This is a genomic window from Micromonospora sp. WMMD998 (genome assembly GCF_029581235.1).
Lineage (GTDB): Bacteria > Actinomycetota > Actinomycetes > Mycobacteriales > Micromonosporaceae > Micromonospora.
In genome coordinates, this window is record NZ_CP120740.1 from 1,302,819 (window position 1) to 1,327,640 (window position 24,822).

Annotated in this window: 28 protein-coding genes; 8 read left to right on the forward strand and 20 right to left on the reverse strand. The window is 69.7% G+C overall.

The annotated features are described in order from the left end of the window. The first annotated feature begins 26 nt into the window (after window positions 1-26). The 5 genes from O7619_RS06165 (at window position 27) to O7619_RS06185 (ending at window position 3,679) form a co-directional block, all read left to right on the forward strand. Window positions 27-446 carry a hypothetical protein gene (locus O7619_RS06165; RefSeq protein ID WP_282286255.1) on the forward strand — a complete coding sequence of 140 codons (420 nt, stop codon included), beginning with the start codon at window positions 27-29 and terminating at the stop codon, window positions 444-446. Continuing rightward, the gene (locus O7619_RS06170) at window positions 446-1,111 is read left to right on the forward strand and encodes a hypothetical protein (RefSeq protein WP_282286256.1); all 666 of its coding nucleotides are present in this window, start codon (window positions 446-448) and stop codon (window positions 1,109-1,111) included. The genes O7619_RS06165 and O7619_RS06170 overlap by 1 nt, the downstream gene beginning before the upstream one ends. After that, complete coding sequence (locus tag O7619_RS06175; protein ID WP_282286257.1) at window positions 1,108-1,503, forward strand: hypothetical protein; 396 nt, start codon at window positions 1,108-1,110, stop codon at window positions 1,501-1,503. The genes O7619_RS06170 and O7619_RS06175 overlap by 4 nt, the downstream gene beginning before the upstream one ends. Before the next feature lie 209 nt (window positions 1,504-1,712). Further along, complete coding sequence (locus O7619_RS06180) at window positions 1,713-2,360, forward strand: hypothetical protein (RefSeq protein WP_282288694.1); 648 nt, start codon at window positions 1,713-1,715, stop codon at window positions 2,358-2,360. 581 nt (window positions 2,361-2,941) lie between these two features. Next, window positions 2,942-3,679 (forward strand): hypothetical protein, encoded by a 738-nt coding sequence (locus O7619_RS06185; protein WP_282286258.1) that lies wholly within the window; start codon window positions 2,942-2,944, stop codon window positions 3,677-3,679. A 100-nt stretch (window positions 3,680-3,779) separates the two neighbouring features. Here the strand turns inward: O7619_RS06185 and O7619_RS06190 are convergent, their stop codons facing one another. The 15 genes from O7619_RS06190 to O7619_RS06260 all read right to left on the reverse strand — a co-directional run bounded on the left by O7619_RS06190 (window position 3,780) and on the right by O7619_RS06260 (window position 15,960). Continuing rightward, window positions 3,780-3,941, reverse strand: coding sequence for a hypothetical protein (locus tag O7619_RS06190; protein WP_282286259.1), 162 nt, complete (start codon window positions 3,939-3,941; stop codon window positions 3,780-3,782). Between the two features lie 164 nt (window positions 3,942-4,105). Further along, on the reverse strand, window positions 4,106-4,495 hold the full coding sequence (locus O7619_RS06195; RefSeq protein ID WP_282286261.1) for a hypothetical protein: 390 nt from the start codon (window positions 4,493-4,495) through the stop codon (window positions 4,106-4,108). A 49-nt stretch (window positions 4,496-4,544) separates the two neighbouring features. After that, entirely contained in the window at window positions 4,545-5,456 is a 912-nt protein-coding gene (locus O7619_RS06200) for a DUF2637 domain-containing protein (protein WP_282286263.1), read from the reverse strand. Next, window positions 5,453-8,266 carry a BTAD domain-containing putative transcriptional regulator gene (locus O7619_RS06205; RefSeq protein WP_282286265.1) on the reverse strand — a complete coding sequence of 938 codons (2,814 nt, stop codon included), beginning with the start codon at window positions 8,264-8,266 and terminating at the stop codon, window positions 5,453-5,455. The genes O7619_RS06200 and O7619_RS06205 overlap by 4 nt, the downstream gene beginning before the upstream one ends. 28 nt (window positions 8,267-8,294) lie before the next feature. Next, a complete protein-coding gene (locus O7619_RS06210) occupies window positions 8,295-8,750 on the reverse strand; it encodes a pilus assembly protein TadG-related protein (RefSeq protein ID WP_282286267.1) in 456 nt (151 codons plus the stop codon). Then, entirely contained in the window at window positions 8,747-9,208 is a 462-nt protein-coding gene (locus O7619_RS06215) for a TadE/TadG family type IV pilus assembly protein (RefSeq protein ID WP_282286269.1), read from the reverse strand. The genes O7619_RS06210 and O7619_RS06215 overlap by 4 nt, the downstream gene beginning before the upstream one ends. Continuing rightward, on the reverse strand, window positions 9,205-9,690 hold the full coding sequence (locus O7619_RS06220; RefSeq protein WP_282286272.1) for a TadE family protein: 486 nt from the start codon (window positions 9,688-9,690) through the stop codon (window positions 9,205-9,207). The genes O7619_RS06215 and O7619_RS06220 overlap by 4 nt, the downstream gene beginning before the upstream one ends. A gap of 3 nt (window positions 9,691-9,693) precedes the next feature. Beyond that, entirely contained in the window at window positions 9,694-9,885 is a 192-nt protein-coding gene (locus O7619_RS06225; protein WP_018803909.1) for a hypothetical protein, read from the reverse strand. Between the two features lie 67 nt (window positions 9,886-9,952). Next, on the reverse strand, window positions 9,953-10,852 hold the full coding sequence (locus O7619_RS06230; protein ID WP_282286281.1) for a type II secretion system F family protein: 900 nt from the start codon (window positions 10,850-10,852) through the stop codon (window positions 9,953-9,955). Next, on the reverse strand, window positions 10,849-11,754 hold the full coding sequence (locus O7619_RS06235) for a type II secretion system F family protein (protein ID WP_282286283.1): 906 nt from the start codon (window positions 11,752-11,754) through the stop codon (window positions 10,849-10,851). Before O7619_RS06235 ends, O7619_RS06230 begins: the two co-directional genes overlap by 4 nt. After that, the gene (locus O7619_RS06240; protein WP_282286285.1) at window positions 11,745-13,133 is read right to left on the reverse strand and encodes an ATPase, T2SS/T4P/T4SS family; all 1,389 of its coding nucleotides are present in this window, start codon (window positions 13,131-13,133) and stop codon (window positions 11,745-11,747) included. The genes O7619_RS06235 and O7619_RS06240 overlap by 10 nt, the downstream gene beginning before the upstream one ends. Beyond that, on the reverse strand, window positions 13,130-13,939 hold the full coding sequence (locus O7619_RS06245) for a hypothetical protein (RefSeq protein ID WP_282286287.1): 810 nt from the start codon (window positions 13,937-13,939) through the stop codon (window positions 13,130-13,132). The genes O7619_RS06240 and O7619_RS06245 overlap by 4 nt, the downstream gene beginning before the upstream one ends. 1 nt (window position 13,940) lies before the next feature. Continuing rightward, window positions 13,941-14,546 carry an SAF domain-containing protein gene (locus tag O7619_RS06250; RefSeq protein WP_282288695.1) on the reverse strand — a complete coding sequence of 202 codons (606 nt, stop codon included), beginning with the start codon at window positions 14,544-14,546 and terminating at the stop codon, window positions 13,941-13,943. A 155-nt stretch (window positions 14,547-14,701) separates the two neighbouring features. Continuing rightward, entirely contained in the window at window positions 14,702-15,613 is a 912-nt protein-coding gene (locus O7619_RS06255; protein WP_282286288.1) for a hypothetical protein, read from the reverse strand. Further along, window positions 15,607-15,960, reverse strand: a complete 354-nt coding sequence (locus O7619_RS06260) for a hypothetical protein (RefSeq protein ID WP_282286289.1) — start codon at window positions 15,958-15,960, stop codon at window positions 15,607-15,609. The genes O7619_RS06255 and O7619_RS06260 overlap by 7 nt, the downstream gene beginning before the upstream one ends. A 518-nt stretch (window positions 15,961-16,478) precedes the next feature. On the opposite strand from O7619_RS06260, the gene O7619_RS06265 reads away from it, so the two are divergent. The 3 genes from O7619_RS06265 to O7619_RS06275 all read left to right on the forward strand — a co-directional run bounded on the left by O7619_RS06265 (window position 16,479) and on the right by O7619_RS06275 (window position 17,981). Next, a complete protein-coding gene (locus O7619_RS06265; protein WP_282286290.1) occupies window positions 16,479-16,808 on the forward strand; it encodes a hypothetical protein in 330 nt (109 codons plus the stop codon). 220 nt (window positions 16,809-17,028) lie between these two features. Next, the gene (locus O7619_RS06270) at window positions 17,029-17,301 is read left to right on the forward strand and encodes a winged helix-turn-helix transcriptional regulator (RefSeq protein ID WP_282288697.1); all 273 of its coding nucleotides are present in this window, start codon (window positions 17,029-17,031) and stop codon (window positions 17,299-17,301) included. A 5-nt stretch (window positions 17,302-17,306) separates the two neighbouring features. Beyond that, window positions 17,307-17,981 (forward strand): prepilin peptidase, encoded by a 675-nt coding sequence (locus O7619_RS06275; protein ID WP_282286291.1) that lies wholly within the window; start codon window positions 17,307-17,309, stop codon window positions 17,979-17,981. A 364-nt stretch (window positions 17,982-18,345) separates the two neighbouring features. Here the strand turns inward: O7619_RS06275 and O7619_RS06280 are convergent, their stop codons facing one another. The 5 genes from O7619_RS06280 to O7619_RS06300 all read right to left on the reverse strand — a co-directional run bounded on the left by O7619_RS06280 (window position 18,346) and on the right by O7619_RS06300 (window position 24,819). Then, the gene (locus tag O7619_RS06280; RefSeq protein ID WP_282286292.1) at window positions 18,346-19,074 is read right to left on the reverse strand and encodes a helix-turn-helix domain-containing protein; all 729 of its coding nucleotides are present in this window, start codon (window positions 19,072-19,074) and stop codon (window positions 18,346-18,348) included. After that, entirely contained in the window at window positions 19,071-19,490 is a 420-nt protein-coding gene (locus O7619_RS06285) for a helix-turn-helix transcriptional regulator (RefSeq protein ID WP_282286293.1), read from the reverse strand. Before O7619_RS06285 ends, O7619_RS06280 begins: the two co-directional genes overlap by 4 nt. A 790-nt stretch (window positions 19,491-20,280) precedes the next feature. After that, complete coding sequence (locus O7619_RS06290) at window positions 20,281-21,375, reverse strand: hypothetical protein (protein ID WP_282286294.1); 1,095 nt, start codon at window positions 21,373-21,375, stop codon at window positions 20,281-20,283. 130 nt (window positions 21,376-21,505) lie between these two features. Continuing rightward, on the reverse strand, window positions 21,506-23,590 hold the full coding sequence (fxlM, locus tag O7619_RS06295) for a methyltransferase, FxLD system (protein ID WP_282286295.1): 2,085 nt from the start codon (window positions 23,588-23,590) through the stop codon (window positions 21,506-21,508). A gap of 14 nt (window positions 23,591-23,604) precedes the next feature. Then, on the reverse strand, window positions 23,605-24,819 hold the full coding sequence (locus O7619_RS06300; RefSeq protein ID WP_348774370.1) for a lanthionine synthetase C family protein: 1,215 nt from the start codon (window positions 24,817-24,819) through the stop codon (window positions 23,605-23,607). Between the last annotated feature and the right edge of the window lie 3 nt (window positions 24,820-24,822).

Sequence of the window (24,822 nt, forward strand, 5' to 3'; positions counted from 1 at the left end):
CTCACCCCCCTTTGAACGGAGTTGTGATGTACCGATCCTTGGAGTACGGCGACACCGCGCGGGTGATCACGCCGACCGACCCGGTCGAGTACCGCCTCGGCACCGTTACCGACGTCCGCTATTCCACCCCGCACACCACCTACGCCCGCAGCTACACCCTCCGCTTCCCCAACGGCGACGAGCGCACCTACCCGGCCGCGAACGTCAGGCGAGCCACCCGGGCCGACGACCGCGCCGCCCTGGAGGCCGCACTCACCACAGCGGCCGAGGCGGTACGCGACGCCTGCCGCATCGCCCACGACTACGACGCCGACCTCAGCGCCGGAACCGCGAGCCTGCTGCGGCGGCTGGTCGACCTCGCGACTCTGCGTCTCGGCCTGATCCTTGGCCCCGCCAATCCCACCCGGCCCCAGCTCACCCGCCCTCAGGACGGAGGCGACCAGTAATGCCACCGCACTCCCCGCACCCCGAGGAATCCGCCCGACTCCCCGAGGCGGCAGCGCTCGACGTGAGCACGGCGCCGGTCCCGGAGTCGCTCTACTGCCGCCGCTGCCGCCGCGCGCTCAACGTCCGCTTCAACAACCTGGGCATGATCGTCGAATACCTGCACGCGGCCGAGCAGCGCGGCCAGCGCAGCGACCACCGCCCCGAGCCCGCACCCATCACGGAGATCCCCGATCCGATCATCGAGTGTGACTTCTGTTCCGCACCTGGGGCCGCCTGGATCTACCGGTGTGCCAACCAGATCACCGACGCCCGCCGAGTCACCGCACAGGTCATCGCCGTAGGCGACTACCAGTCTCAGCACCATGCGGCACGGGTACGCCGCACCGACACCGAGCACGCCTTCACCCAGGCGTGGGGCGAAGGCTGGTCGGCCTGCGACGGGTGCGCCGACTTCATCGAGGCCCGGGACCTGTATGGGCTGATCGGCCGGGTGGTCGAGGCCCTGCCCGCGAAGCTCACCCGAGGCAAGCACCTCATGCGGACCCGGGGCCAGCTCCACGAGCGGTACTCCGGCGTGTTCGACACCCTCGCCCCTGGCCGAGGCCGCATCGCCCCCGGCCACCCGCTCGGCATCTGGACCCACCGGGCGGGGGAGGCACCATGACCGACATCACGGGGCGGCACGGATGGCCCGCCCTCACGCACGCGAAGGCCCGCCGCCGGATGGGGCCGGTGTGCGGCGCTGCCGACGTGCCGTGGAGCCACGTCACCGAGGACCCCCACCTCGTGACCTGTCCCGACTGCGACGGGCTGGCCGAGATCGACGCGCTTCCGGACGACGCGACAGCAGGTGACCCCCGCGTCATCGAGCTGCTCCGAGAGGCGAAGCGCGGTGCGTGCCGCAAGATCGACGGGGTGCTGGTGGACGCGACCACCGCCGCCGCGATCCTGACCGTGTACGACGCGCTCAAACCCGCCACCCGCGCGAAACTGGCCGCGCTGCGCATCGACCGCATGGCGCAGGTGGCCTGGAAAGTGCTGCGCCCACCGAAGTAACCGGGGTGGGTCGGTGGCCGGCGGGCGCACCCAAGGGTGCGTGCAACCCCGACCGGCCACCTCGCCCACTCCGGGCCGCCTACGGATACAAGACCGCTTCTACCCGAGTCAGGGCGTGCCGCCGATCCTACGGCGAGCCACACCCGCTCGATGCCACCGCACCGGCAGCGACCCGGCACCGGAGGGAGGATGGGGGCGTGGCACGACGCATGATCGGCGCACGGATCGCCCTCGACCGGGCCGGAGTCGCCGCGCACACTGGCGCGGCGTACTCCACGGTCAACCACTGGCACCGCCACCGCGCCCGGTTCGGCTTTCCCGAAGGCTTCCAGCATGACGGGCGGGAGTGGTTCTGGCTCGACGACATCGAGGCATTCCACACCGCGCACCAGGCGGCGAAACGCGCCGAGCTGACGAGGGTCGACCGCCGCGGCGACTCCGACGACCTCATCGGCTCGGGCGCGGCGGCGAGGGTCCTCGGCTACGGCTCGTACCGCAACCTGCCTGACACCCTGTACAACCACCCCGACCGAGTCGAGACGCTGCCGGACGGGCGGGTGCGTCGTCTGTGGTTTCGGCGCACCGTGTGGGCCGTGGCCGACGCCCGGACGGGCCGGCAGTCCACCGGCCGCACCCCCGGCACCACCGGTGCCCGCAAACCGCACCCGTACGCCGACGACCCCCGGCTCTCCGCCGCCATCGCGCTCCTGGCCGAGGCGGACCGCGCCGGGCGTGACCGGCGCGGTCTCGGTGTCGCGCTGGCTCAGCAGCTCGGCATAACCGAGCGCACGGCGCAGCGACTTCTTGCCGTTGCCTACGAGGCGAACGCTACCAGCCTCGCCGCTTCATCTGGCTAATGCGACAATTAGCCCCTTAATCTGATCAAGGCGCACGTATGTAGCGCGACCGAGGGGTGTCGTAACAGGTTCGCGTCGCACCCCGCCCCTAGAGTCGAGTGCGTTTGTAGTTGACGCGACACACGGAGTCAGATCGGCGTGCGCCCATGCGCGCGACGCGTGAAAGGTGCGGTGTAGATGTTGGACGAAGCAACGCTTGCGATCATTACTGGAGCAACGGGAAACATTGTTGCTTACATGCTCAATGGTCACGCCGACGCCCTGCGCGCCTGGGTGTCGAGGATTTTCCGAGCTGGAGGGGGAGGGCAGCAGTCGGCACCCCTCCGGAGGATCGAAGAGGACAGTGCTGCCCTGCTACGAGGGGCGGCCACTGAGTCGGAAATTAGGGCGCGGTGGAGTGTCCTGCTCACCTCCCTCCTTGCTGCCAATCCCGAACTTCGCGCAGAGGTTGGCGCGTTCGCGACTGCTCCTGTCCCGGCGAGTGTGGTTAACCTTGGTTCGCAGAACAACTACGGTCCGGGGCCGTTCATTGCTGGACACAATTTCGGGAGCATTGGCTCCGCCTCGGAACGGGGGGGCCGGTGACGGTATCGTTCCCTGAGCGCAATCGTCCTATGCAACTGAACAATTTCGGGTCCGGCCCGTTTGTTGCTGGCGACAACTACGGCAATATCGGGATGGTGGACGATCAGACTAGGGTCGCCCTTGCTGAAATCTCCAGGGATTTGCCGCCCGTGGGTGCGTTGATTCGTAAAGCGCTTGATGAAGGATTGATACCACCGGAGACGGTACGTTCCTTGGTGGGTGTGGCGCAGCATATCAACGCGGATGTCGCTCATGCCATCTGGGAGGGTGGCCGAAACATCAATGAGGACACCGCCTCCTGGATCTGGGAGGGTGGCCGAAACATCAATGAGGACACCGCCTCCTGGATCTGGGAGGGTGGCCGAAACATCAATGAGGACACCGCGTCCTGGCTCTTGCAGGCAGGGAGAAGTATCAACCCAGAGGTGGCTAGCAGCCTCGCTGGCACTGCTGATGAGTTGAAGCGTGCGGCTGATAGGTTTGAGCGAGCCCTAGATCAGATGACGGTCGCCTCCGGCGCTCTTCGTGCGTCGAAGGCGTACGCAAGTGAGTGGAGCCAAACTGCCGAGGCAATGCAGAGCGCGGCGGACGCCTTAGCAATGGCCACTCAAGTCGAGGCAGGAATGCGAGACAGGTTTTCGGGCACATGGTTCAAGAACGGAATTATCGCGGGGTTTGCCGCTGCTGTAGCGCTCGCCATCATAGTCATCGTAATCCAGGTCAATATCACCTGATCGGCAAATCTGGTAGCGTGCCCGCACTCTAGCGCCAACAAATGGTGTCGCCGGGGCCGCGCTCGCGGACCCGGCGACGTGTCTCGTCCTGCGAGTTGAGTCAGTCCTCGTCGTCTGCAACAGCGCGAGGTGTCGGAACCTCGATCAGGTAGCGCAGCGCGCCGTTGATGTCGGTGTCTCGGCTGTCGGCGGTGCGCTTCAGCACGTCGTACACGTCGTCAGCGACCTCGATCGTACGGAGGCCGGGCGTTGTCTCGGTCATCGGTGATCCCTTCTGGCAGCGTTCGGCGTGGTGCCCGTTCGGGCAGCCGTGCCTATCCACGCCGACCTCGACGGCGCGATCAAGACCACCGCCGGTGCCAGGCCAGGGTCACGACTGACGGCTCTGTTCGAGGGTGGACCGCCGCCGCTCGCGTTTGCTGCGTGTCACTGCGGGGCGCTGCCATGAATGGCCGCGTCGGCGGTGTCGGCGGCGCGGAGCAGGGCGGCGGCGAGGGCGCGAGCGTGCTCCGGTGCCAGACTCAGGTGCAGGTCGTCTTCGGTGGGGCCGCTGATCTCGACGTAGGGGCGTTCGAGATCGGCGGGATCGGTGCCGATCCAGTCCGGTGCTTTGTCCCAGTACGCGACCCGCACCTGTGTCTCGACCAGGAGACACGCGTCGTCGTAGGCGTGAACGATGTCGGCCGCGCCTCGGTGCAGGAACGCTCGGGGTGAGAAGGGGTCTGCGTCGTCGTGGCGACAGTCGATGCACCAGGGCGGGCAGTGCTGTGGGTGGGGTGGGCGGGCGGCGCTGGCCGCTCGGGCAGGCTCGGCCACGGATGGCCTCCTCGCGTGTCTGATCCTGCGGTGAGCTGACGTCGGCACGCTATACCGGTGCCGTGGGCCGAGTGCCGTTGACCGGCTGCGCCTCCTGGCGCAGCGTGGCGAGTAGTTGTGAGACGGCGCTGTTGCGGATCGAGTGGCCGTTCTGGCGTAGCCGCCGGGCGAGGGCATCTCGGCTGACGGTGTGGCCTTCGCGGGTCAGTTCGTCACGGGCCGCGCGGGCGGCGGGCAGGAGCGGCACCAGGTCCGGGGCGAGGTCGACGTCGATGTCATCGGTCTCGTCGGATGGGTCGTCATCGTCAGATTCAGCATCAAGGTCGGCACCAGTCTCGCTGCCGTCCGCTTCCCGGTCGTCGTCCCGGTGGCCGGCAGCGTCAGGAGTCCCGCCGTGGGCCGACCCGTCGGCACCGGCATCAAGGGAAGGAGGTTCGGACGGTGAACTCCGACCGGTTGGCATGGTGTCGCTGATCCCGGGCATGGTCTCGACGGGTGTCGACTCGACGGGCTGACCGGGAGATGGTGCCGGTGGGGTCTGCGCCGCTACGACGCGTGGCGGGTCCTCGGCTTCGCGGCGGCGGGCGGCGAGTTCCACCAGCGATACCGACGCGACGATGATCAGCCCGTCCACCGAGAGCGGCAGGAGGTAGGGGACGGTGCCGGTTTCGCCGTACCGGGCGACGACTCCGACCATGTGGTGGTAGCTGATCCAGGCGGCGATGGCGGCGATGGCCGAGGCGGCGACGATCCGGATGATGCCGAGCGCTCGGCGGTAGACGGGTATGCGGGTGACCAGCTCGACGGTGATCAGGAGAGCCAGGGGTGGCCATGCCGCGATGGTCTGGGAGATCGGGTTTGGTTGGGCGTGCAGGATGTTCGCGGTGACCGAGGCGGCCACGCCGAGGACCAGTGTGGCCCGCACTGCCCACTGCATCCGTTGGAGCTGACGGTGGTTCACGGCCGTCCTCCACCAGCGGGGGCGACGGGTCGGAGCTGGCGCTCGGCGACGCGGCGGGTGGCCTGGGACGGTTCGGCGTCGCCGAGATCTGCGAGGCGTTCCTCCAGGCGGCGCAGGGTGCGCCGGACGGCGTCGGGGCGCTGCTGTCGGCCGTGGATGCGCATGATCCGCTGGTACAGCTCCTCGTTGACGGGGTCGAGGTCGGCGGCGTGTTCGAGGGCGGCAACCGCCTGGTCGGGGTGGTCGGGTTCGAGGATCTCGGCGATGCGGGCGTAGGCGGTGAGGATCTGGTGGCGGTAGCTGGTGGCGTAGTCGGTGGCCCACGGATGGTCGTGGCCTTCGGCGAAGTCACCTCCATACAGCTCGGTGGCCCGGCGTAGCGCGCTGAGCATCGCTGTCTCGTCGTCGGTGGTGGTGGCCTGGTCGATGGCGGTGAGCATCTGCCAGAGGTCCACGGTGACGGTCTCGGGGTCGAGCTGGTATCGGCCGGTGGCGGGGTCGTAGACGATGAACATGGGCTCGTCGTGGCCGGTGGCGGCGCGGAGCACTCGCCGGGCGGAGGTGATGTCGGTGCGGACGCGTTTGACGGCGGCGGTCGGGTCGGCGTTGGGGTGTAGGTCGGTGGCGAGTTGGTCGAGGGTGCGGCCGGCGGGGTGGGCGGCGAGGACGGCGAGCGCGGTGTAGGAGCCGGTGCGCATTCCGGTGGCGATGGGGCCGGCGGCGGTGGTGACGGTGACCGGTCCGAGCACCCGGAGGCGGACCAGGGCCGCCGTGTCGTCGGGCTGGACCGGTATGGCCTCGTTCGGCTCGGCGGTCACCGCGGCTGACGAGATCTCGGCGGGCGGGTCGTCAACGTCAGTACCGGCCTCGGGACGGGCTGTCGCGTCGGTGAGCATGGAGAGGATGGCGGCTAGGTCATCCGCGCCGAGAGTGGAGAGCCGTCCCACCGGATGCGGTTCGCCGCCGCTGGGGGTGCCCTCGGGGCTGATCTCGATGGTGGGGATGCCGTCGTGCGGGCCGAGGATGACGGGGTGCAGGTTCAGAGCGGCGCGGTGGGTGGCGACGGCCTGGAGGCGAGCGGCGTGCCGAGGACTGGAGTCGATGAGCAGCACGTACGGCGGCTGGGTTTCGGCGTGGTCGGTGCGGGCGTTGAGGTCGATAATCGTCTCGGCGTCGAAGGTGTCCAGCAGCCGGCGACGGCCGATCATCTCCTCCTCGGCGTGGGTGATCGCCGCAGCGGTGTCGGCGAGCACGATGAGGCGTTCTCCGTCGTAGGCGGTGCCGTCAGGGTCCAGCCCGACCGCCGGGGCGTTCTCTGGCAGGAGCCGGGCGAGTAGATCGGCGGTGGTGACCACGACCGGGCGGGCACTGGCTGTCTCGACCGCGCCGCTGGTCAGGACGGACGCGAGGATGGCGCGGGCCGCTGGTACGGCTCCGTCGCCGTGCAGGGCGACGCCGGGACCGGGCAGGTGGAACAGGCTTACCTCGGTGCCAGCCGAGTCGACGCCGATCGGTGCCGCAACGGTAGGGCTGGCCGGGCGGTGGTCGCTGCTGGGGCCGAGGTGACGGCTGCCGATGATGTCGACAGGAGCCAGAGAAGGCGGCATCGGGGATCGGTGCGGCGCGGTGCTGACCGATGCCGGGAAGGTCAGCCGGGCGCGGCGGCGGCGTTGCAGGCGCAGCAGAGCGGCTACGGCGGCGATGGCGGTGGCCAGGCCGAGGCTGATCCAGCCCTGCGCTGGCAGCGTCATTCCGGCCTCGTCGGTCGGCTGGTCATCGGATGGGTCGGTGTCCGGCGCGGGGGTGTCGACATCGGCCGAGTCGGCGGGTGCGCTTGGTTCGGCGGTAGGCGGTGAAGGGCTTGGCTCCGGGGTGGTGGGGGTTGGGGTGGCGCTGACCGGTGGCGGTGGGACGGCTGGGGCGGTCTCGTTGGCCTCGGGCACGGTGGTGTCAGGGCTGCCGGGCGGTGGTGCCTGGGTGTGGGGTGGGGTGGTTGCTGGTGCGGCCTCGCGGGCGGGGAGAGCGAGGACCCATCCGACGTGGATCTCGTCGGGGTCGGTGAGGGCGTAGCCGTTGGCCTGTTCGTGTCCCCGGTTGAGTTTGTAGATCTCCCGCCAGCGGTGCGGGTCGCCGAGGTGCTTCTCGGCGAGGTCCCACAGGTTGTCTCCGGCGACGACGCGGTGTGTCCCGCCCGGGGCGTCTTGTGCCCGGGACGGGACGGCTGGGCTGTCTCGGTGGGTGGTGAGCGGGAGAGTGGTGCTGGTGGCGGACACGCCGATGGTGAGCGCCGGGCGCGGGCCGTGCTCCACAGTCGGCGGGGCGACGGCAACGGCCGGGCGGCGTGCGGCGGCATCGGCGGCAGCCGCGCCAGCGGTGGGGGTGCTGGTGACGGCGCGGGCGGCGTCGAACAGCACGGCTCCGACGATCGCGCCGACGAGGACAGCGGCGACCCAGCGGATCGGGCCGCGTCCACTCGCCGGCGGTCGGGGCTGGCCGTGCCGGCTGCTTCTCGCGGCGGCGGACGTCTCGATGATCTCGATGATGGTGTCGCGCAGGAACTGCGCCCACAGCATCCAGCCGATCGTGGCCAGCAGCGCGAAGACCATGTTGTCCGACCATGGGCTCGTGATCGCGGCTTGTAGGTCGGTCAGCGTGGGCACCGTGTCGGGCTGCGGCCAGCCGATCCAGTCGAGGGGCCAGCCGGCCGCGACGATCAGCAGCCATGGCACCCCGGCGGTGAAGCCGGCCAGCACGGCGAGTGCGAGCAGGGCGCGCACGGTCCGGGCGATGGCGGCGATGGTGCGGGACATGCGGGGTCGTCCTCTCCCAAGGTGCGGCTCAGGTGTTGGGGCCGGTGACGCCCTGCACGGCGGTGGCGCTCGCGGAGGCGGACACGTCGAGCTGCCGCACGCCGACGATCTGCAGGAGCTGGGTGCGGCTGGCACGGCGTACGGTCACCGTGACCGTTGTCGTGGTCGCGCTGGCCTCGCCCGTGGCGCCCGCCGAGGCCAGCCACGCCCGTGCGGCCGACGTGGCTCGGGCCAGGTCGAGTACCGCGACGTTGCGGGTGCGGTACTGGTACAGGTCGAGTTCCTGCGCACCGGCCCTGGCCGCCCCTTGGGCGATGTCGAGGGCACGGACCTTCTGCGTGAGGGCCAGGCCGGCGTCGAGGACCAGCCCGGCCACGGCGAGCAGGGCGACCATCATCAGGACCGCGAACGCGGTCACCTGGCCGGAGTCGTCTCCGGCACGCTCGCGTAGCCGTTGCCAGTAGCGGGCATCGGGTGGGGTCATGAAGGGCCTCCGCGCCACACATCGATGGGAGAGGTCGCCGTGGCCATCACGACGCGGGAACCAGGGACGGACAACAAGGCGAGGTCGGACAGGGGAACCGAGCACTCCACGGTCACGGTGACCGCCCCGCCTGGTCGGAGCCCTCCGGTGGCGACCGTGACAGTGACCTGTCGGCAGGTGACGGAGCGGGCGGCGAGGGTCTCCCGGGCGGTGCGATCTGCCTCGGCGCGTGCGGCGGCGTCGGTGCGGGCGAGGGAGGCGGACCGGGCCGCGGTGCTAGCGGCGGCGTCGAGGTCCATCTGTGCCGAGACCAACCTCCCGCACAGCACCACGAACAGCATGACGGCCACCAGCAGCGGGGTAACGAGGGCCGCTTCGGTGGTGCTCGCTCCCCGGTCACCGAGGGCGATGACCTGCCGCAGTCGGAGGAGTCCGGTTGACGCAGCGGCCCAGGTCATGGTGCGGCTCCGTCGTCGGGCACGAAGCGTTCGACGGGTCGTGCGACGGTGGCGCGGACGGTCCAGCGCACCCCGGGGACCACCGTCGCGGCGGTGCCGGTGATCTCGGTACGGACCTCGGTGGCGGTGCGGGTCACCGACACCGACGGGTCCTTGAGGACCCCATCACCGATCGCGGCAAGGGTCTGCTCACCCGCGTCTCGGCCGGCGGCAGCGCTGGATTGGTAGCCGGCGGCGGCGTTGGCCGAACGGGTCGCGGCGCTCTGGGCAACGTGGGTGGCGTGCATGAACACCCCGGCCTGGATGACGAACATGACGATGAGCAGCAGCAGCGGCATAGCGATGGCCAGCTCGGCGGTCGCGGCGCCCGCGTCGGAGTGGGCGGTCACGCGCCTGCATCGGGCGCGCAGCACTCGGGCCGCGACGAGCGCCGGGGAGGGCGGGCGCTCGGCGCGGTGTTCCCGGAAGGTGGTTGGCGGCATCGGTCAGCCGAGGTTGATGCTGTTGGCCTTGCTGGTGACCTTGACCGCGATGATGCCGAGGACCACGATCGCCAGCGTCACGAGCACGGCGGTGACGAGGACGGCTTCAGTGGAGTAGCCGCCGTCTTTGGTGTCGCGCACCGCCTGCCAGCGGTGCCGCAGCTCGGCGGCGAGGTAGGTGACGAGAGCGGACATGGCGTGCTCCTCCAGAATCGGGTACGGAATCTGTGGCTGTTCGGGATTGGTGAACTGGGGGTGCCTCCTACAGCCCGCCGAGTACGGCAGCCATCGCCGGATAGCCGAGGAAGATCAGGAACCCGGCGAACAGAGCGACGATGGGCAGCGCCATCCGCTCGGTCGCCGCGTTCGCCTCACCCTCGGCGTCGGTGAGTTGCCGGGCGCGCAGAGCGATGGCACGCGAGCGCAGGGACGCGCGGACCTTCGCTCCTTCGGTGCCGGCCAGCCCGACGGTGGCGGCGAGCTGCTGTAGCTCGGCAACGGCGACCCGGCGGCCGAGGGCGGCGAGGATGTCCCACGGCGGTATCCGGGCCAACCGCGCCTCGGTCAACGCATACCGCAGTTCGGTGTACGCGGGGCCGGAGCCGACCTTCGCCGCGTCGTCGAGCGCCTGGTCCACCCCGGCCCCGGACGCGAGGCTGATCACCACCAGATCCAGAAAGGACGACAGGGCATCACGGAACGCGGCCCGGTGCTTGACGGCCTCCGATCGCACCGACAATTCCGGGGCGAGGAATCCAGCGATGCCGAGCGCTAGTGACGCTGCGACGGGCACCGTCACGCCGGTACCCACTCCGGCGAGGACGAGCAGCGTCGCGGCGAGGGGAGGCAAGAGCAGCCCGAACACCATCGCGGTCGCCTGCTCGGCGAGGTGCACGTCGACCGGCTTGTCGACGGTGGCGAGGTCGCGGCGGGTACTGGCCAGGGGAAGACCCATGCGACGCAACCACCGCACCGCCGGGCGACCCCACCGCCCCGACCACCCCAGAGAGTGAGTCTCGGCTGCGACGTCACCAACGCGGCCGATCCCGTACGGGGCGTCGAGGGCCTTGTCCAGCCGAGGTGGGCGGGGGAACCAGCCCACCAGCACGAGCCACAGGCCCACTCCGGTGCCGAGCCCGGCCAGCAGTATCAGCCCGGTCATGTCGGCACCGCCTCTGGCTCGGCCGGTGCGGCGACACCGGCCAGGACGCGGGCGGTGTCGCGGTCACGCATGAGCCGGCCGAGCCAGACGAACGCGGCGGCGAAGCAGCCACCGGCGGCTAGGAGGACGAGCTGACCGGTCGCCGTGTCGAACGGGGCCAGGTAGCCCCGGTTGAGCAGTGCCAGCAGCCCGGCCATGGCCAGGGTGGCACCGACGATGACCCGCGCGGAGGTGCGGTTGCGTTTGCGGGCGGCGGCGATGCGTTGCCGGGAGGCGACCTTCGCCCGCGCGGACGCCGCCAGCTCTCCCAGCACGTCACCGAGTTGCCCGGCGCTGCCCCGCGCGGCCATCACCAGCCCGGCGACCACCAGATCGGCGGTCGGGTCGGCCAGCTCGGCGGCGAACGCGCGCAGCGCGTCACGCAGTCGCCAACTGCGCTGTAGGCGCACCGCCAGGCGGGTCACCTCCTCACGGATCGGCTCTGGGGATTCGATCGCGCTGGCGGTGATCGCCTGTTCCAGCCCGGCCGCGCCGGACAGGTTGTCCCGTAACGCCTCGGTCCAGGTGGCGATGGCCTCGATCCGGGCCACCCGGCGGGCGTGGTCACGGTCCGGTCCGATGACCTGCGGCAGCATCCACGCCCCGGCCGCTGCCAGGGCCGCCGCGACCGGCCAGCGGGTCACCACACCGACGACCACGCCCACAGCCAGGCACAGGGCTACCCGACGCCGGTCGACCGGCCCACGGGCCGAGGCGAGCCTCGACAGCCACGAATCGGTGGTGGAGTCGCCGGGCCCGTCGTTGTCCCGGGGCGACAGGCCCAACGCCAGCAGGACCAACCCGAACGCGGTTCCGGCCCCCAGCAGGGCAGCCAGCGGCACCGTCAGCACCATCACGCCCACCCCCCACCCGGGGCGGTGCGGGCCTCATCGAGCGACCCTGGGTCGAAGCCGCACCCGGCCAGCGCCGACAGCAGCCCGGTCGACGGTGGCGCACCCGGAACCGCCCGGCCATCCCGGTCAGGACGGAAGATCTCGTTGCTGGACACGGCCAACCCGTCAGCGCCGACCACCTCCCGCACCGACGTCAACGCCCGCACCCCGTTGCCACCGGTTAACCCCAGGTGCACGACCAGGTGAACCGCCTCGGACACCAGAAGATTGGTGGTGGCCGGGTCGAGGCGTTCCGGCGCCTGCGCGGCGTAGAGCATGAGCTTGTGAAACGCCCCGGCCGATGACGAGGCGTGAATGGTGCCCAACGAGCCGTCGTTGCCCTGCGACATCGCGTTGAGCATGGGGATGACTTCGTGCCCGCGGATCTCCCCGACGATGACTCGGTCCGGGGACATGCGCAGTCCGGAGCGGAACAACATGCTCATGTCGAGCGTGCCTTCACCCTCGACGTTGGCCTCCCGCGACTGCAACGCCACCACGTCCGGATGCGCGGCCTTGTCCGCGTCGAGCGCCAGTTCGTAGGTGTCCTCGATCGTGACAATCCGTTCGCTGAAGGGGATCGCCGAGGCGAGAGCGCGCAGGAGGGTGGTCTTGCCCGCACCGGTACGCCCAGCGATCAGCACGTTCAACCGTGCCCGCACCGCAGCGGAAAGGAGTTCCCGCAGCACCGGGTTGACGGTGCCGAGCTGCTCCAGATCGGCCAGGGTGACCTTCACGTAGCCGTGCCGACGGATCGACAACGCAGGACGCCGAGTCACCGACATGATCGCGTGCAGCCGGGAGCCGTCCGCGAGCTGCAGGTTCAACACCGGGGCGGCCCGGTCCCAGCGGCGTTCCTCCGCGCCCTCGCCGCCGGTCTCCGCGCGCCCGGCGTCGGCGGCCAGGCGGCGGATCAGCTCCACCATCTCCGCATCCGAGTCGGCGATCGGCCCGACCTGAGCGCGGCTGCCGTCGCTGTAGCGGACGAACACCTGGTCACAGCCGTTGGCGTTGACCTCCTCGATCCGCTCGTCGTTGAGCAACGGTTGCAGGCCGCCCGCGCCGAGCAGCATGTCCGCCACCGCCCGACCCACCCGCGACTCCACCTCCGGGCGCAGCGGCGCCCGCCCGGCGTTCATCTCCTCCGTCGCGTACCCGTCCAGAACCTCGGTGATCAACCGGCGGGTCGCCGCCGCGCGCTCGTCGGCGGGCATCGGCGAACCGGTGGCGGTCTCGTGCGCCCGTGTGGCCCGGGTCAGCCGCTCGGCGACCTCCCGGCGAACCCGCCGCACCACCGTGACCTCGCCGGACTCCACGGCACCCGGGGTCGACAGGAAGGGGCCGGTCACGATGTCGCCTCCGTGGGTACGTCGGTGGGCTGCGGGGCCGCGACGGGCAGGTACGGGCCGAGGTCCGTCCACAGCCGCGCGTAGGCGGCCATCAGAGGCAGGCGACGCCAACGCCGCCCGGCCACGAGGTCCCCGCCGAGCACCGCCGCCGCCCGCCGGTCGTCCGGCAACGGACCGAGCACGCTCACCGCTTCCGGGTCGCGGGCCAACTCCTGCCCGACGTGCTTCGACAGGACATCGGCCACGTCCGCAGCGGAGTACACGCCGCCCGCGCCGAGCAGCACCACCAAGCGGCCTGCGCCCGCGTCGACGAGGTCGCCCAGGTGCTCCCGCAGATGGGCCATCTCGTCGGCGTTCGCCCGAGCCAGCACCACCACCACATCCGCGAGCCGGACCATCGGCCACACCGGCGAGCCCGGCCCCAACCGGCCGCAGTCCGCCACCACCACCCGACCCGTCGCGGCCAGCACCGCCCGACCGCTACCGGTCAACTCCGGCAACGCCGCGCGGGTCTGCGCCCCACCCGCCGGGGCGACCACCACCGGCACCACCACCTCGGCCACCGACACCGGCTGCGACGCGTCCGCGAACACGTCCCCGGAACTCGCCGCGCCTCGCACGGCGGCGGCCAGGTCCACCACGCTCGGCACCGCCGCCAACCGGTGCCGGCGCATCAAATCGCCGCCCGTCGGATCGCACTCCACCACCACCGGCCGCGCCCACTCCGGCGCGACCGCGGCCAACCCGAAGGCTGTCGTCGTCGCTCCCGGACGACCCTTCACATAGGTCACCGCCACCAGAGGCATGTCAGCTCCCCACCGGCGAGGTCTGCATCAGCACCACACCGCCAGCCGGAGCCGCCGCCAACTGCGGCGCGTCCGAGGCAGCCAGCAGAAGCGTGATGACCGTCGAGCCCTGGCCGTCCCCGGCGAGGTCGACCCCCAGCACCACGGCCGACAACCGCGCCGGGGTCGAACCGCTCGCCGTCGAGCTGGCCGCCGGAGCGGGCTGACCCCCGTCCTGCACAGCCGCGACGTAGACGGACACCTTCGCACCGGCCGCGAGCCCTTGCGGATACTGACCCGGCTTCACCGCCACCGAGGCGGTCACCTGACCACCGGGCGGAAACGCGGCATCCCCAAGCAACTCCGGCGTCAGCAACGTGCCGGCCACCAACGGCACCACCGCCGTACGACCGACCACCTCCACCGCTTGCGCGGCCTCAACCAACCGCACCCCAGGGTCACGGGCTGCGGAGACCTGCTTGAGGTCCGCAGCGGTGATCGGCTGCCCGGCCGCCACCGGCCGCGCCGCCGCGAGCACCTGAACACGGTCACCGAGCTGCGCCGCCCCGTACGCGTAGGCCAGCACACACACGATCACCAGCAGGCCGCCCAACGCGACGAACGGCAACCGGCGACGACGACGGGCGGCCCGCCACGGCCCACGTCCCGCACGGCCGCCAACAGCCGCCGCACGATCGCCCAAACCTGTTCTAGGGCGCACGGAATCCAGCGCCATGACTTGCCTCCTCGGGAAACGGCGCTCAAACGAACGGACTTGTTGGCCTAACGCACGACGGCCTGCGACTCCTGGACCCGGGTCTGCACCTGCCCCGTCGTGGTCAACCCCGGCACCGTGCCGGACTGCCCAGCACCCGCCCAGGTCACCTCCCACGTGACCGTCACCGTCACCGTGTAGCGCCCGCCCGGGGAGCCAGCCGAGGACCGCCGGTAGACATGCCCGCAGTCAGGCGACGCCTTCGCCGGATCGGTACCCGAGGCCCACAGCGTTCCCGGCCCGTCGCATGTCACTGTCACCCCGTCACCCATCGACCAGCTCGCCTTCACCGGCCGCGCCGTCGCCGTGACGCTGACACCCGGAACGGAAGCGGTCGCCGACCGCGACCCCCACGACCCCTGGTCGAGCGCCAGCCAGGCCGGCAGGTTGACGAGCTGATCACCCGGCGGATTCATACGAATCACGACCCTCGGCAAGTCAAGACGCGCCCGCGCCTGCCGCGCCAACACCGCCGGAGACACCACCGGCGGGTCACCCGCGATCCACACCGCACCTCCGAGCGCACTGCTGCCGCCGTAGCAGATCCGCATGTACCAACCACCCTCACCCGCAGGCTGACCCCCGAGAGCCGCAATAGTCGACGGCGACGGATCGGCCGGCGAGTAGTAGCAGCCATCCGCCCCCGCCCACGCACCGTCCCGCTCACACGGAATCTCCTCGCCGGCAGGGTTGCGGCACTTGCCATCGCCACCCTGGCCTCCGCCACCATTGCCGCTGCCTCCCGGATTGCTCGGCTGGCCGGGGGTGCCGGCGTTGACGTCACAGACCGGGCGGGGATCGTCCTTGCTGCACACCACGCCACCGGTACCGCCACCGGCGTAGGCGACTGCTGGCCCCACCAGAAGGACAGCCACCGCGACGGTGGCCAGAGCAGCGAGTCGGCGCGTACCCGTCAGCATGTGCCCGCCTCCTCCAGGATGAACGAGCTGACCCGCCAGCCCTCGGCCGTCCGGTCGAGGGTCGCCGTCGTGCGGTGCCTACCGCCGGGCTCGTCGTTGGCCAGACCGCCGGACGCCTTGTGCTCCAGCCACTTCTCGTCGTTGACGCAGTCCAAGATCGTGGCCTTCGTAGGGTCCTCGGCGGGTGTCAGCGCCGTGACCTTCGGGTCAAGCACCAGTTCGCCGAGGATGACCTCCTTCTGCTCCCGGTTGGTGAAAAGCGCGTTGACGATCAACCTGAGCGCTTGGCCCGAGGCGTACTTGCGCAAGTCGGGGGCGTCAGGGTCCGATACCTTGCCCGCCTCCACGAAGGCATCCCACATGCCCCGGTACGCGGCAATAGCGTTACTACCGGCAGTGGCGCTCGGCTCAACGGTCGTAGTGCTCGGCGATGTCGCCGGAGCCGTCGGTTCTGGCCGGGCAGAGTCGCCGGAGTTGCAAGCAGCGCTGAGCAGCACCGACGCACCGACGAGACAAGCCATGAGCGGACGGGTCAGCACCGGCCACTACCTCCCAATCTCGTGAACGGCCCCGGCTCGCAGCCGGGCCTGCGACCGTGAACGCCGCCCACCGACGGCCGACTCGTACAAGGTCACGAGTCGTGTCTACACCCTGACCCCGCAGTGATGTCTACGTGCGTACCTGCGGCTACGCGCTTCAAGAAGGGCTGGACTCACGCGCGCGGACGTATGCACTATGGGCAAAGCGGCCTTCAAATAGGCGCAAAGCGATCAAAAAGGGCTGTCGCCTACCCGACAGATAAGTCGACATCAATTGTGGCCACGATTGGCTGAAAATGGCTGTGCGGGAAGGGTGAGGAGGGTCAATGGGCGACCACCATGGAACAGAGCAAACACTGTCCCTGCTAGCCCGGCGCGGTGCCTTGGAGTTGCTACTGGCGATGCATCATCGCGGCGGGACTGCCAGCTTCGCCCAGATCGCGGCCGAGTCCCCCCGGCCTACAGCCCTGTTGCGAGCAATGGCGGCAGATGGCTTCGTGGTCAGCCCTCACGCCGGCTCGCTGGACAGCGAGCCGCTCGCCGAAACCCGCTTCTGCCTGACCAGCAGAGGGGCGGCGATCCTCGGCCACCTCCTTCGGCTACGTCACTGGCTGGCATCGCGCACGGCCCCGGACCCGAGGCCGACCGGCACCTGACCCGTCATTCGAGATGCATTAATTGCGAAGATCATCCCGAAAGATACCGTATCCTCCGGAAGTAGTTCCATAGTGGACGGAACTTTCCTCACGTTAATCCCTCGCCGAACAGTTGTGCGGCCTCATAGACTGTCGTCTTGAGCCGGCGCGCTCGATTCGGGGGAGGTGAGTTGCGCTGACGAACGATCTCGAACACCTACTCAATCTGGCTAGGCGGAAGCTGTCGGTTGCGGTACTGACCGCCCTCCATGAAGGCCCGCTGCGCTACTCGAAGCTTCACCACGCGGTGTCTCAGGCCAGTCCCGATGTCGTGCACGCCCGCACGCTGACCGACACCCTGGCCTACCTCCGCGCCCACGACCTCGTTGAGCACCACCAGGGCGACGACGGTGCCGACTACCGGCTGACTCATGGCGGTGTCGAGCTGGTCGACCTCCTCGGCGAGATCGATCGGTGGAGTCGGGAGCACCGCGCAAGCGGCGAGCGGACCTGACACCTATGACCAACGGCGTAACCGCGATCGGCCTCGGCCTCGCGGGCGCGATGGCCGGCGTGCCGATCGCTGCCGTCGCGTATGGAACGGGCGAGTCCGGGCCGGTACGTCTACCCGCAGGCTGGTGGACCGGCAGTCCCGCTCGCCCCACAGAGGTGATCGTTACCGCCCTTCTTGCCGCCACCGCCGCCGCCGTCACCGGGGTAGTCATACCTCTCGGTGTCACACTGCCGGCCTACTGGCTCTTCGCGGTGGTGGGCGTATGTCTGGCAATCATCGACGTGCGGTGCCGGCGGCTGCCCCATCGCCTCACCGGCTCGCTGTGGGTGTCGTCTGGCCTGCTCTTCATCATTGCCTCCCTCGTCCGAAGCGATGTCGGGCCGCTTCTTCGAGCTGCGTGCGCGGGTATCGCCGCAGCGGCGATCATGCTTACCATCGCCTTGGCGTTGCCCGGTCAGCTCGGCCTCGGTGATGTCGTGTTCGTCGGCGTCATCGCGTTCAACCTCGGCTGGCTGGGCTGGCATACAGCGACGCTCGGTTTCCTTGCTGGGCTGCTCCTGCACGGCACCATCGCTTCCGTCGTCAGAATCCGACGATCGAACGACGTGAAGAACCCGTCGATCCCTATGGGGCCAGCCCTCGCGGCTGGTTGGGTTCTGGCCGTGGTACTTGCCGCATAGCGATACCGATCAGTTGGCGCGGGCGGGGCAGGGATGCTGCCGTGACGCGTGACGACGGGATCAGTCGCCATCACGCTCGTACATGAGGGCATCGTCATCGATGGGACGGCCGCGACCGCCGACTCGGAAGCCGGTGTGTCCCGGCGGTGGAACGTCCTCGAATCGCTGCGGATCAGGGCCTGCGGTCGCTATGACGAGTTCGGCGTGAAGCCGAACCGGACACGGTGCCGCCCGCCCACACGCCTTGCAGACCCTGGGCTGGCCTTCGACGACATGCCGTCGGTAGAGGGTCACCGCCACGTCGAACATGACCGACTGGCGCAGTCCCGGGATGACTGTCAACGGCCTGCCCATCGTTGTCCCTTCACCGCACGGCCTGTGGTTCTGCGCTCCGGTGAAGCGGGGTCACCGTCGCAGGACGACCGGTTCGAGGCGCACCAGCATGGTCGGTGGACCTCATCGGCGGCATCTGAAGAATCCGTGCGAAGCGGGTCCGGGCGTCCTGGTCGGCGAGTTTGAGAAGGTCATCGAGGGCTGCCTGCATCGCCAGACTCGGCGGTTCAGGCTGTCCGCGGTCCTCCCACGTGGCGACGATCGAGGGAGCGACGCGAAGCCGTTCGGCGAACGCCCCAAGGCTGAGCCGCAGTGCCTCCCGCAACGCAAGGACTTCCCGCTCCCTCCAACGAGCGATCGCGACCGTGCATCCGCAGCCGGGAGTCGCGATCTTGAGGTTGGGTGGTGGCTTCGGCGGTACGGCTGCCTGATGGCGTAGCAGTCGTTCGTGTTCGGCTACCCACGCTCGATGCCTCCGGAGCATGGTGATCAGTTCCTGGAGCGTGTCGAACGCGTCCACCAGCGATCCTTGCGCCCGGAGTTCGCGGTCGGCGCGCTCCCAGAAGCCACGGGTGATGGTGTTTCGCCCGATCTCCACGTTCGCGACCGAACTGCGGGAGTAGGCCGTCCGTTTGGCGAGGGCGGCCTGGGTCATGCCGGCTGCCTTGCGCCAGTGGGCCAACTGCCGTCCCAGCGCCTTCTGCAGGTCGCGAATCTGTTCCGACGTGACGGGACCCGGGACGCTATCCATTCCGATCATCTGCCCTGTCCGCCGTGAAGTGCGTACAAACGAGACCGGCCGCCGCTGTTCACGAGGGGAGCGGCGTCGGAGTCGACTGGCCCGACAGGCAGGATCTCCATGATCACCATGAACCGTGTCGGCATCATCGCCGAGGCATCCGTTCGTGGCTGCACTGCCGCTTGCTGGTCCACGAATCGCCGCAAGCGGGCCAGCGCTCCGCCCGTCTCCAACGCCTGGTCACAGCGACTCATGACATCCAGGCTGGCCGTACGCTCGGCTTTCTCGATCTTGCCGAGCAGGTCCGGGCTCACGTACACCAGTGCCGCGAGCCGTGCCAGCGACAGCCCGCGCTGCTGCCGCCAACAGCGCAGCTCCGCGCCGAGAAAGTGGCGGGCGGACGCGTGGGGCCTCAACTCGGCCGGCTGCTGCCCCATCAGGCTCGCCTGCGCCGATCGGCGAGTGAGTACACCCGTGCCCCACCGCTGGCAGCCAGCGGTAGCGCCGAGAGTTCGGAACAGTCCTCGGGCATCGCGGTCAGTACGACGCGGACCGGCCCGCCGGGCCCACTGTCGACCGTGACCACGACCGCCGTGCCCGCCGCGACGCCGAGATGAACAGTGGGCGTCACATCCGCATGGTCGTTCCGCGACGTGAGCGGTGTGGGCTCAGGCTCCCTCTCCCATGCCGGAGCTGGCACGTCATCTACGGCCCCGGCTGGCCGTCCGGAGCCGTAGATGACGTGCAGCCCGATCGAGGCATCGTTGTCCACGCCGAAGACCCCGCGTAGCCCCGCCCGGATGGGCGATCCCGGCCAGCGGGACTCACCGCGCTCCAGCTTGCCGACGTACCTGCTGTCAAGGCACGTACGTCGTCTCTGGTGCTCCCAGATCCACGCGTTGACCGCCTCGGCAACCTCCTGCCGCGACATCACTCGACCTGACCCCGTCGGCGACCGCCTCGCCAGCCGTGCGCGCCGCAGCAAGTCGTTAGGACTGCGTGGAGCCCTCGTTCGAGCGCCCGGTACGCCGTTCACTATCAATGCCCTCTCAAATTAGGCCACCGCGAAGGATAAAGGTCTGCTGGCGGACTTCAGCTTCCGTAGTCGCGGAGCTCCGTCACCCCTGCCTCCACGACGACTTCTGTGCTAGCTACAGCTTCCGACGAATAGGTCGGCTCGTTTTATCGCAGCATCGACCGGGGTTGTCGTGCCCTGGATCGGTGCCGCTAGCAGGGGCGGATGCCGTGATCTATTGCGGTTCCAGCCATATCAAGCGCTGAGGAAAGCTGATCAACCGCTGCTGCTGGGAGGTGACCCTGGCCTAAACCGCTTGCCTTCATCAAAGCCCGCAGCGTTCCTTGGCTTTCGGAGGTGACGGCCGGATGATTGATGAGGTCGCGCGCCGCGTTGGCGTCCTCGTCGTGGATAGCATCTGCGACCAACTGTTTGGTCAGGCTGTCTACGACATCGGTTGGCAAGCTCACCGCGAGGTCCAGGGCCGTCAGTCCGAGGCGAACGCGGAATACGGTGAGCCCGGGGGTTCGTGGTATGGCTGTCACTCGATCGATGAGGTCAGCGTGGTCGACGGGGGTGCGACCCGCAGCCAGTTCCAGCCAGGTCGTGAGGAGTCCATGCACCGCTTGCTCCCACGGCGTTTCGATCTTGGTGGCCGTGAGGAGAGCCGCTGCTGACGGCCCTTCATCCTGCAGTAGATGGGTAACGACCGCGACCTGTCGTCCATCAAGGAGGGTAGGTCCGATCTCGTCGTATCGGCGCACATGGGTCACAACGTCGTCCCACCGCCCGGCAAGGGTGAGGGCGCGGATTCCGTCCGAGAGCAGTGTGCCGCGCAGCCAACTGATGATCTGGTGGAGTTCTTCGGGATCAGCGGGAAGTTGTCGAGGGTGTATCTCCAGGTCCTCCAGAAGAGCGGGACTGCCGCCGACGATTGCCGCGTAGAGGTGGGTGAGTAGGCGGTACGCGCCGTCGCCGTCGCCTTCACGAATGCGCAGGCGAGCGAGGTTGACGACTGGCTCGAGAGCGAAGCGGGCCGTGTAGCCGTTCAGCGGGGCTTGGTTGAGGTAGAGGCTTGCGTGGCGGCGGCACCAGGCGCGGGCAAGGTTGGGGTCTCCGCAGTCGGAGGCGATGAGGGCGGCCCCGTTGAACACCATGGACGCCTTGTCCGGGTCGCATTCGCGGTGTGCGGTTTCGGCGAGCCTGACGAGCCGGTCTACTCGAGCATCCAGTGGTTTGGCGGGTGGTCGTTTGCGGGCGACGAGAGGGAAGCGGGCGGCGATGGTGGCGGCACGAGACGGAGTCATGGTGTCCTCATCTGCTGCGGAAGGGCCGCATGGTGGCAACGAGGTGCGTCCAGGTCGTACGTGACGTCTCAGCTGCGCTCGTCCCTGGGGCGCCGGGGCGGGACAGGGCACCGCCCCGGCGTGGATGCGGTCAGAAGGAGATCGTGAGGATGGTGTCGGATCGGCTGATGTCGCCGCGTTCGGTGGTTCGGGTTCCTGCGCGGTAGGCGGTGACGGTGGGCTGGTTGGGGCGGCCTGCCTCGTCCCATTGGTCGAGCAGGTTGGTCAGGTCGGTGACGAGCGCGTTGGCGTTCGGTCCGTGGGCGATCGCGCCGAGTTCGTGGTGGCCGTCGCCGGTCTCTTGGAAGGCGAGGTAGGCGATGGTGCCGCCGTGGTAGATGGCGGCACCGGCCCATCGGTAGGCGGGGGTGACCAGTCCGCTGGTGCGGGCGGTGTCGCCGACGCCGAGGCGGCCGAAAGGCTTGTTGGCGTGGATGAGGAGCCACAGGTCGAGGTGGCCGATGGGGTCGGCGTCGTTGACCTGGATGCCGGTCCAGCGTTCGAGCCGGGGGTGACTGAGGGCGTTGGCGAGGGCGGCGCGGTCGGGCTGGTCGGTGGCGTCGAGTTTGAGGACCACGTCGGTGTCGAGGCGTACGTGGTGGTCGGTGTGTTCGGTGCTGCCGCGCATGGGGACGAATCCGCAGACCAGCGGCGTCGTGGTGCTCACCAACTGGTGGGGGCCGGTGCGGTCGAAGGCGAAGCATCGGGTCAGGCCGCTCTCGTGCACGCGCAGGGGCACGACGATGCGGCCGTGGTCGGCGAGTTGTTCCCACCAGGCGGCGGAGATGTCCCAGGCTCCGGCGGTGACGATGATCCGGTCGTAGGGCGCGTGATCGGGGTCGCCGAGGGCTCCGTCGCCGCAGATCACTGCGACGGTGTCGTAGCCGGCGCGGTCGAGGCCGGCGCGGGCGCCGTCGGCGAGGTCCTGGTCGAGTTCGATGGTGATGACCGTGCCGCCGGGGCTGGTCAGCTCGGCGAGCAGGGCGGCGTTGATGCCGGTGGCCGCGCCGATCTCCAGGACGCGGTGGCCGGGTTGTGGGGCGAGTTGTTCGAGCATGTCCGCGACGAGGCTGGGGCTCGACGCTGACGACAACGCGGCACCGCTGGGGTCCCGTTTGGTGACGATCTGGCGGCGGGTGTAGACGGTTTCCAAGTCGACACCGGGAAGGAACTGCTCGCGGGGGACCGTACGGAATGCGTGCGCGACGGGGGCGGAGCGGATGTGGCCGCGCTGTTCGAGCGTGCTGACGAGTTGTTCGCGCAGCGTCGCGGCACTCGACGTTCCCGGTGCGGTGGGGGAAGTGTTCACTGCGTTGACCTTACTGTCGATCTTGGTGGCGGGTTGATAGCCGGATGGGGTGTCGAACGGGTGGTGGAAGGTGACGTTCACGGCCGCCGTCGCTAGCAGCCAGGTGTCGGCGGCGGAGATGCCGAGCCGGTTGAACAGGAACAGAAGGTGGTGGGTCAGCACCTCGCGTAGGTCGCGGGTCAGCGCGCCGTGCCGGTCGAGGAAGCCGAGGTCCGCGCCCGCCAGCTCGTGGGCTTGTGGCCATCGCGGCGTGATGGCCAGAGGGCTTTCGGCCGTGTCGTCTGCTGCGGTGAGTAGGCGCTGCACGGCCGCGATGAGCCTGGGGCTCGGCGCGGGGGCGTTCGGCTGGTGCCGGCGCGAGGCGAGAAGCCGCCAGACGTCGCCCTGCTCGGAGAACTCCAGTCCGGCGGCGCGCATGAGGCGAGTGGCGAGCAGAACGCCGAGTTCACGCCGATGGGTGCCGCCGGCGGTGGCGAGATGGCCGAGGATGTGGCGGCTGTCCGCGTGGAAGAGGGTGTGGGCGATCGTCATTGCCTGGTCCCCGCCGAAGGCGTACGCCTCGGGCCGGTAGACGGGCTCGGTGACACCGCGGATGCGGTCGTCGTCAGTGATGGCGGCGAGGAGCGCGTAGACCTGGGCGAGCCGGTCGCCGGGCAGGAGCCGCAGCCGCCACGTCTCGCCCTTGCGGACGAACCAGAAGGCGGTGATCGCCCGGTGGTCTTCCGCAGCGGTAAGTTCAGGGGCGAGCCGCGTTGCGGCGAAGTCCTCAGCGGTCTGCCAGTCCGAGAACGTCAGGTTGATCTGGCGCCATCGGCTTACCGGTGCCACGCCTGGTGGCTCGGTGTCGGGTTCGGAATCGAGATTCACGACGCTCTCCTCGTCTAGTTGATCAGCAGGCTGGTGGCCCAGAGGACGTCGGTGCCGGTCGCGACGGTGTGCAGGGTGAGGGCGATTCCGGCGGGGCCTGTGATCAAGCCGGATCGTGCCGGGGTGGTGTCCGTCGCGTGCTGGATCAGCAGGCGCACGATCTGGGGTAGCTGGTTCTGGAGTCTGGTGGTGCGGGCGTCGGCGGCGGCGTACCAGGCCGTAGCGGCAAGTCCTGCCCAGCCGTGACACAGCGACGGATCGACGATCCGGCTGAGTTGGAGAGGACCGGCCAGGCAGAAGGCTAGGGCCTCTTCTGCCGCCTCTTGCCGGGCGGCGTCATCGAGGGCGATCCCGGCCAGCTGCTGGGCGCGGGCGACTCCAGGGGTGCCGTAGCACCAGGACGGCCGCGCCGGTCCGCCCATGGAGGGCTTACCGGTGCGCAACTCCGCGACGGTGATCTTCTCCGGCCACCACGGTCCCGCAGGGCTTGCCTGCTGCCAGCAGTCGAGCCACGTGCAGATCCGGCGGATCGCCTCCGCGTGCCCCGGCACGCGGATGTTCTGCCGCATGGCCAGGGCCAGGAGAGCCAACGGGCCGGCGATGCCGTGCGCCATGCCGACGTTGGCATGTCCGCCATGCTCCGGACCTTCGCGGTCGGCGGGGTCTGCGCTCCACCAACCCGGCGCGAGTCGACCTGCGGCGTCGTTGGTGTGTACCGGCTCGGTGAGCTGGACCAGGTACACCAGCACCCGCCGGAGCAGAGGTCCGTGCGGGGCGCGGCGCAGCAGGTGGGCTCCCAGGCCGGTCAGCCCACGTACGAGGTCGAACTCCGACAGCGAGGGCCGGGCACGCGCCGCGAGGCGTGCCGTGGCAGCGGCCAGGCGGCGTTCCACCAGGTCATCGAGGGCATGATCAAGCGCGTCCAGCGCTGCCGGGCGGGAGTGCGGCATGGCCATGGTCAGCGCGTGGGTGACAGCGGGTGCGCCGAACCAGAGTCCGGCTCCGCTGCCGCTGTTCAGCGTGTCAGCGGTCGCGCGTCGCAGCCAGGCATGGACCGGTTCCCACCCGCCGTGTCCTGTCTGCGCTCGCACCCCGTGCAGGAGTGCCACCCCGGCGGCACCCCGGGACAGCGACTGGGCGTACCAGCGGGTACTGCGTGGCCCGTAGTCGTCCGCTGCGAAATCCGGGGGTGGCGGCTCGGTCAGGGTGTCGGTGATGCATGCGGCCATCGC

What these genes read in the sequence shown, in the direction of transcription:
- O7619_RS06165 (WP_282286255.1), top strand. Translation starts at nt 27, where the DNA reads ATGTACCGATCCTTGGAGTACGGCGACACCGCGCGGGTGATCACGCCG.
- O7619_RS06170 (WP_282286256.1), top strand. Translation starts at nt 446, where the DNA reads ATGCCACCGCACTCCCCGCACCCCGAGGAATCCGCCCGACTCCCCGAG.
- O7619_RS06175 (WP_282286257.1), top strand. Translation starts at nt 1,108, where the DNA reads ATGACCGACATCACGGGGCGGCACGGATGGCCCGCCCTCACGCACGCG.
- O7619_RS06180 (WP_282288694.1), top strand. Translation starts at nt 1,713, where the DNA reads ATGATCGGCGCACGGATCGCCCTCGACCGGGCCGGAGTCGCCGCGCAC.
- O7619_RS06190 (WP_282286259.1), bottom strand. Translation starts at nt 3,941, where the DNA reads ATGACCGAGACAACGCCCGGCCTCCGTACGATCGAGGTCGCTGACGAC.
- O7619_RS06205 (WP_282286265.1), bottom strand. Translation starts at nt 8,266, where the DNA reads ATGTCCCGCACCATCGCCGCCATCGCCCGGACCGTGCGCGCCCTGCTC.
- O7619_RS06210 (WP_282286267.1), bottom strand. Translation starts at nt 8,750, where the DNA reads ATGACCCCACCCGATGCCCGCTACTGGCAACGGCTACGCGAGCGTGCC.
- O7619_RS06215 (WP_282286269.1), bottom strand. Translation starts at nt 9,208, where the DNA reads ATGACCTGGGCCGCTGCGTCAACCGGACTCCTCCGACTGCGGCAGGTC.
- O7619_RS06220 (WP_282286272.1), bottom strand. Translation starts at nt 9,690, where the DNA reads ATGCCGCCAACCACCTTCCGGGAACACCGCGCCGAGCGCCCGCCCTCC.
- O7619_RS06225 (WP_018803909.1), bottom strand. Translation starts at nt 9,885, where the DNA reads ATGTCCGCTCTCGTCACCTACCTCGCCGCCGAGCTGCGGCACCGCTGG.
- O7619_RS06230 (WP_282286281.1), bottom strand. Translation starts at nt 10,852, where the DNA reads ATGACCGGGCTGATACTGCTGGCCGGGCTCGGCACCGGAGTGGGCCTG.
- O7619_RS06245 (WP_282286287.1), bottom strand. Translation starts at nt 13,939, where the DNA reads ATGCCTCTGGTGGCGGTGACCTATGTGAAGGGTCGTCCGGGAGCGACG.
- O7619_RS06255 (WP_282286288.1), bottom strand. Translation starts at nt 15,613, where the DNA reads ATGCTGACGGGTACGCGCCGACTCGCTGCTCTGGCCACCGTCGCGGTG.
- O7619_RS06265 (WP_282286290.1), top strand. Translation starts at nt 16,479, where the DNA reads ATGGGCGACCACCATGGAACAGAGCAAACACTGTCCCTGCTAGCCCGG.
- O7619_RS06275 (WP_282286291.1), top strand. Translation starts at nt 17,307, where the DNA reads ATGACCAACGGCGTAACCGCGATCGGCCTCGGCCTCGCGGGCGCGATG.
- O7619_RS06280 (WP_282286292.1), bottom strand. Translation starts at nt 19,074, where the DNA reads ATGATCGGAATGGATAGCGTCCCGGGTCCCGTCACGTCGGAACAGATT.
- O7619_RS06285 (WP_282286293.1), bottom strand. Translation starts at nt 19,490, where the DNA reads ATGGGGCAGCAGCCGGCCGAGTTGAGGCCCCACGCGTCCGCCCGCCAC.
- O7619_RS06290 (WP_282286294.1), bottom strand. Translation starts at nt 21,375, where the DNA reads ATGACTCCGTCTCGTGCCGCCACCATCGCCGCCCGCTTCCCTCTCGTC.
- O7619_RS06300 (WP_348774370.1), bottom strand. Translation starts at nt 24,819, where the DNA reads ATGGCCGCATGCATCACCGACACCCTGACCGAGCCGCCACCCCCGGAT.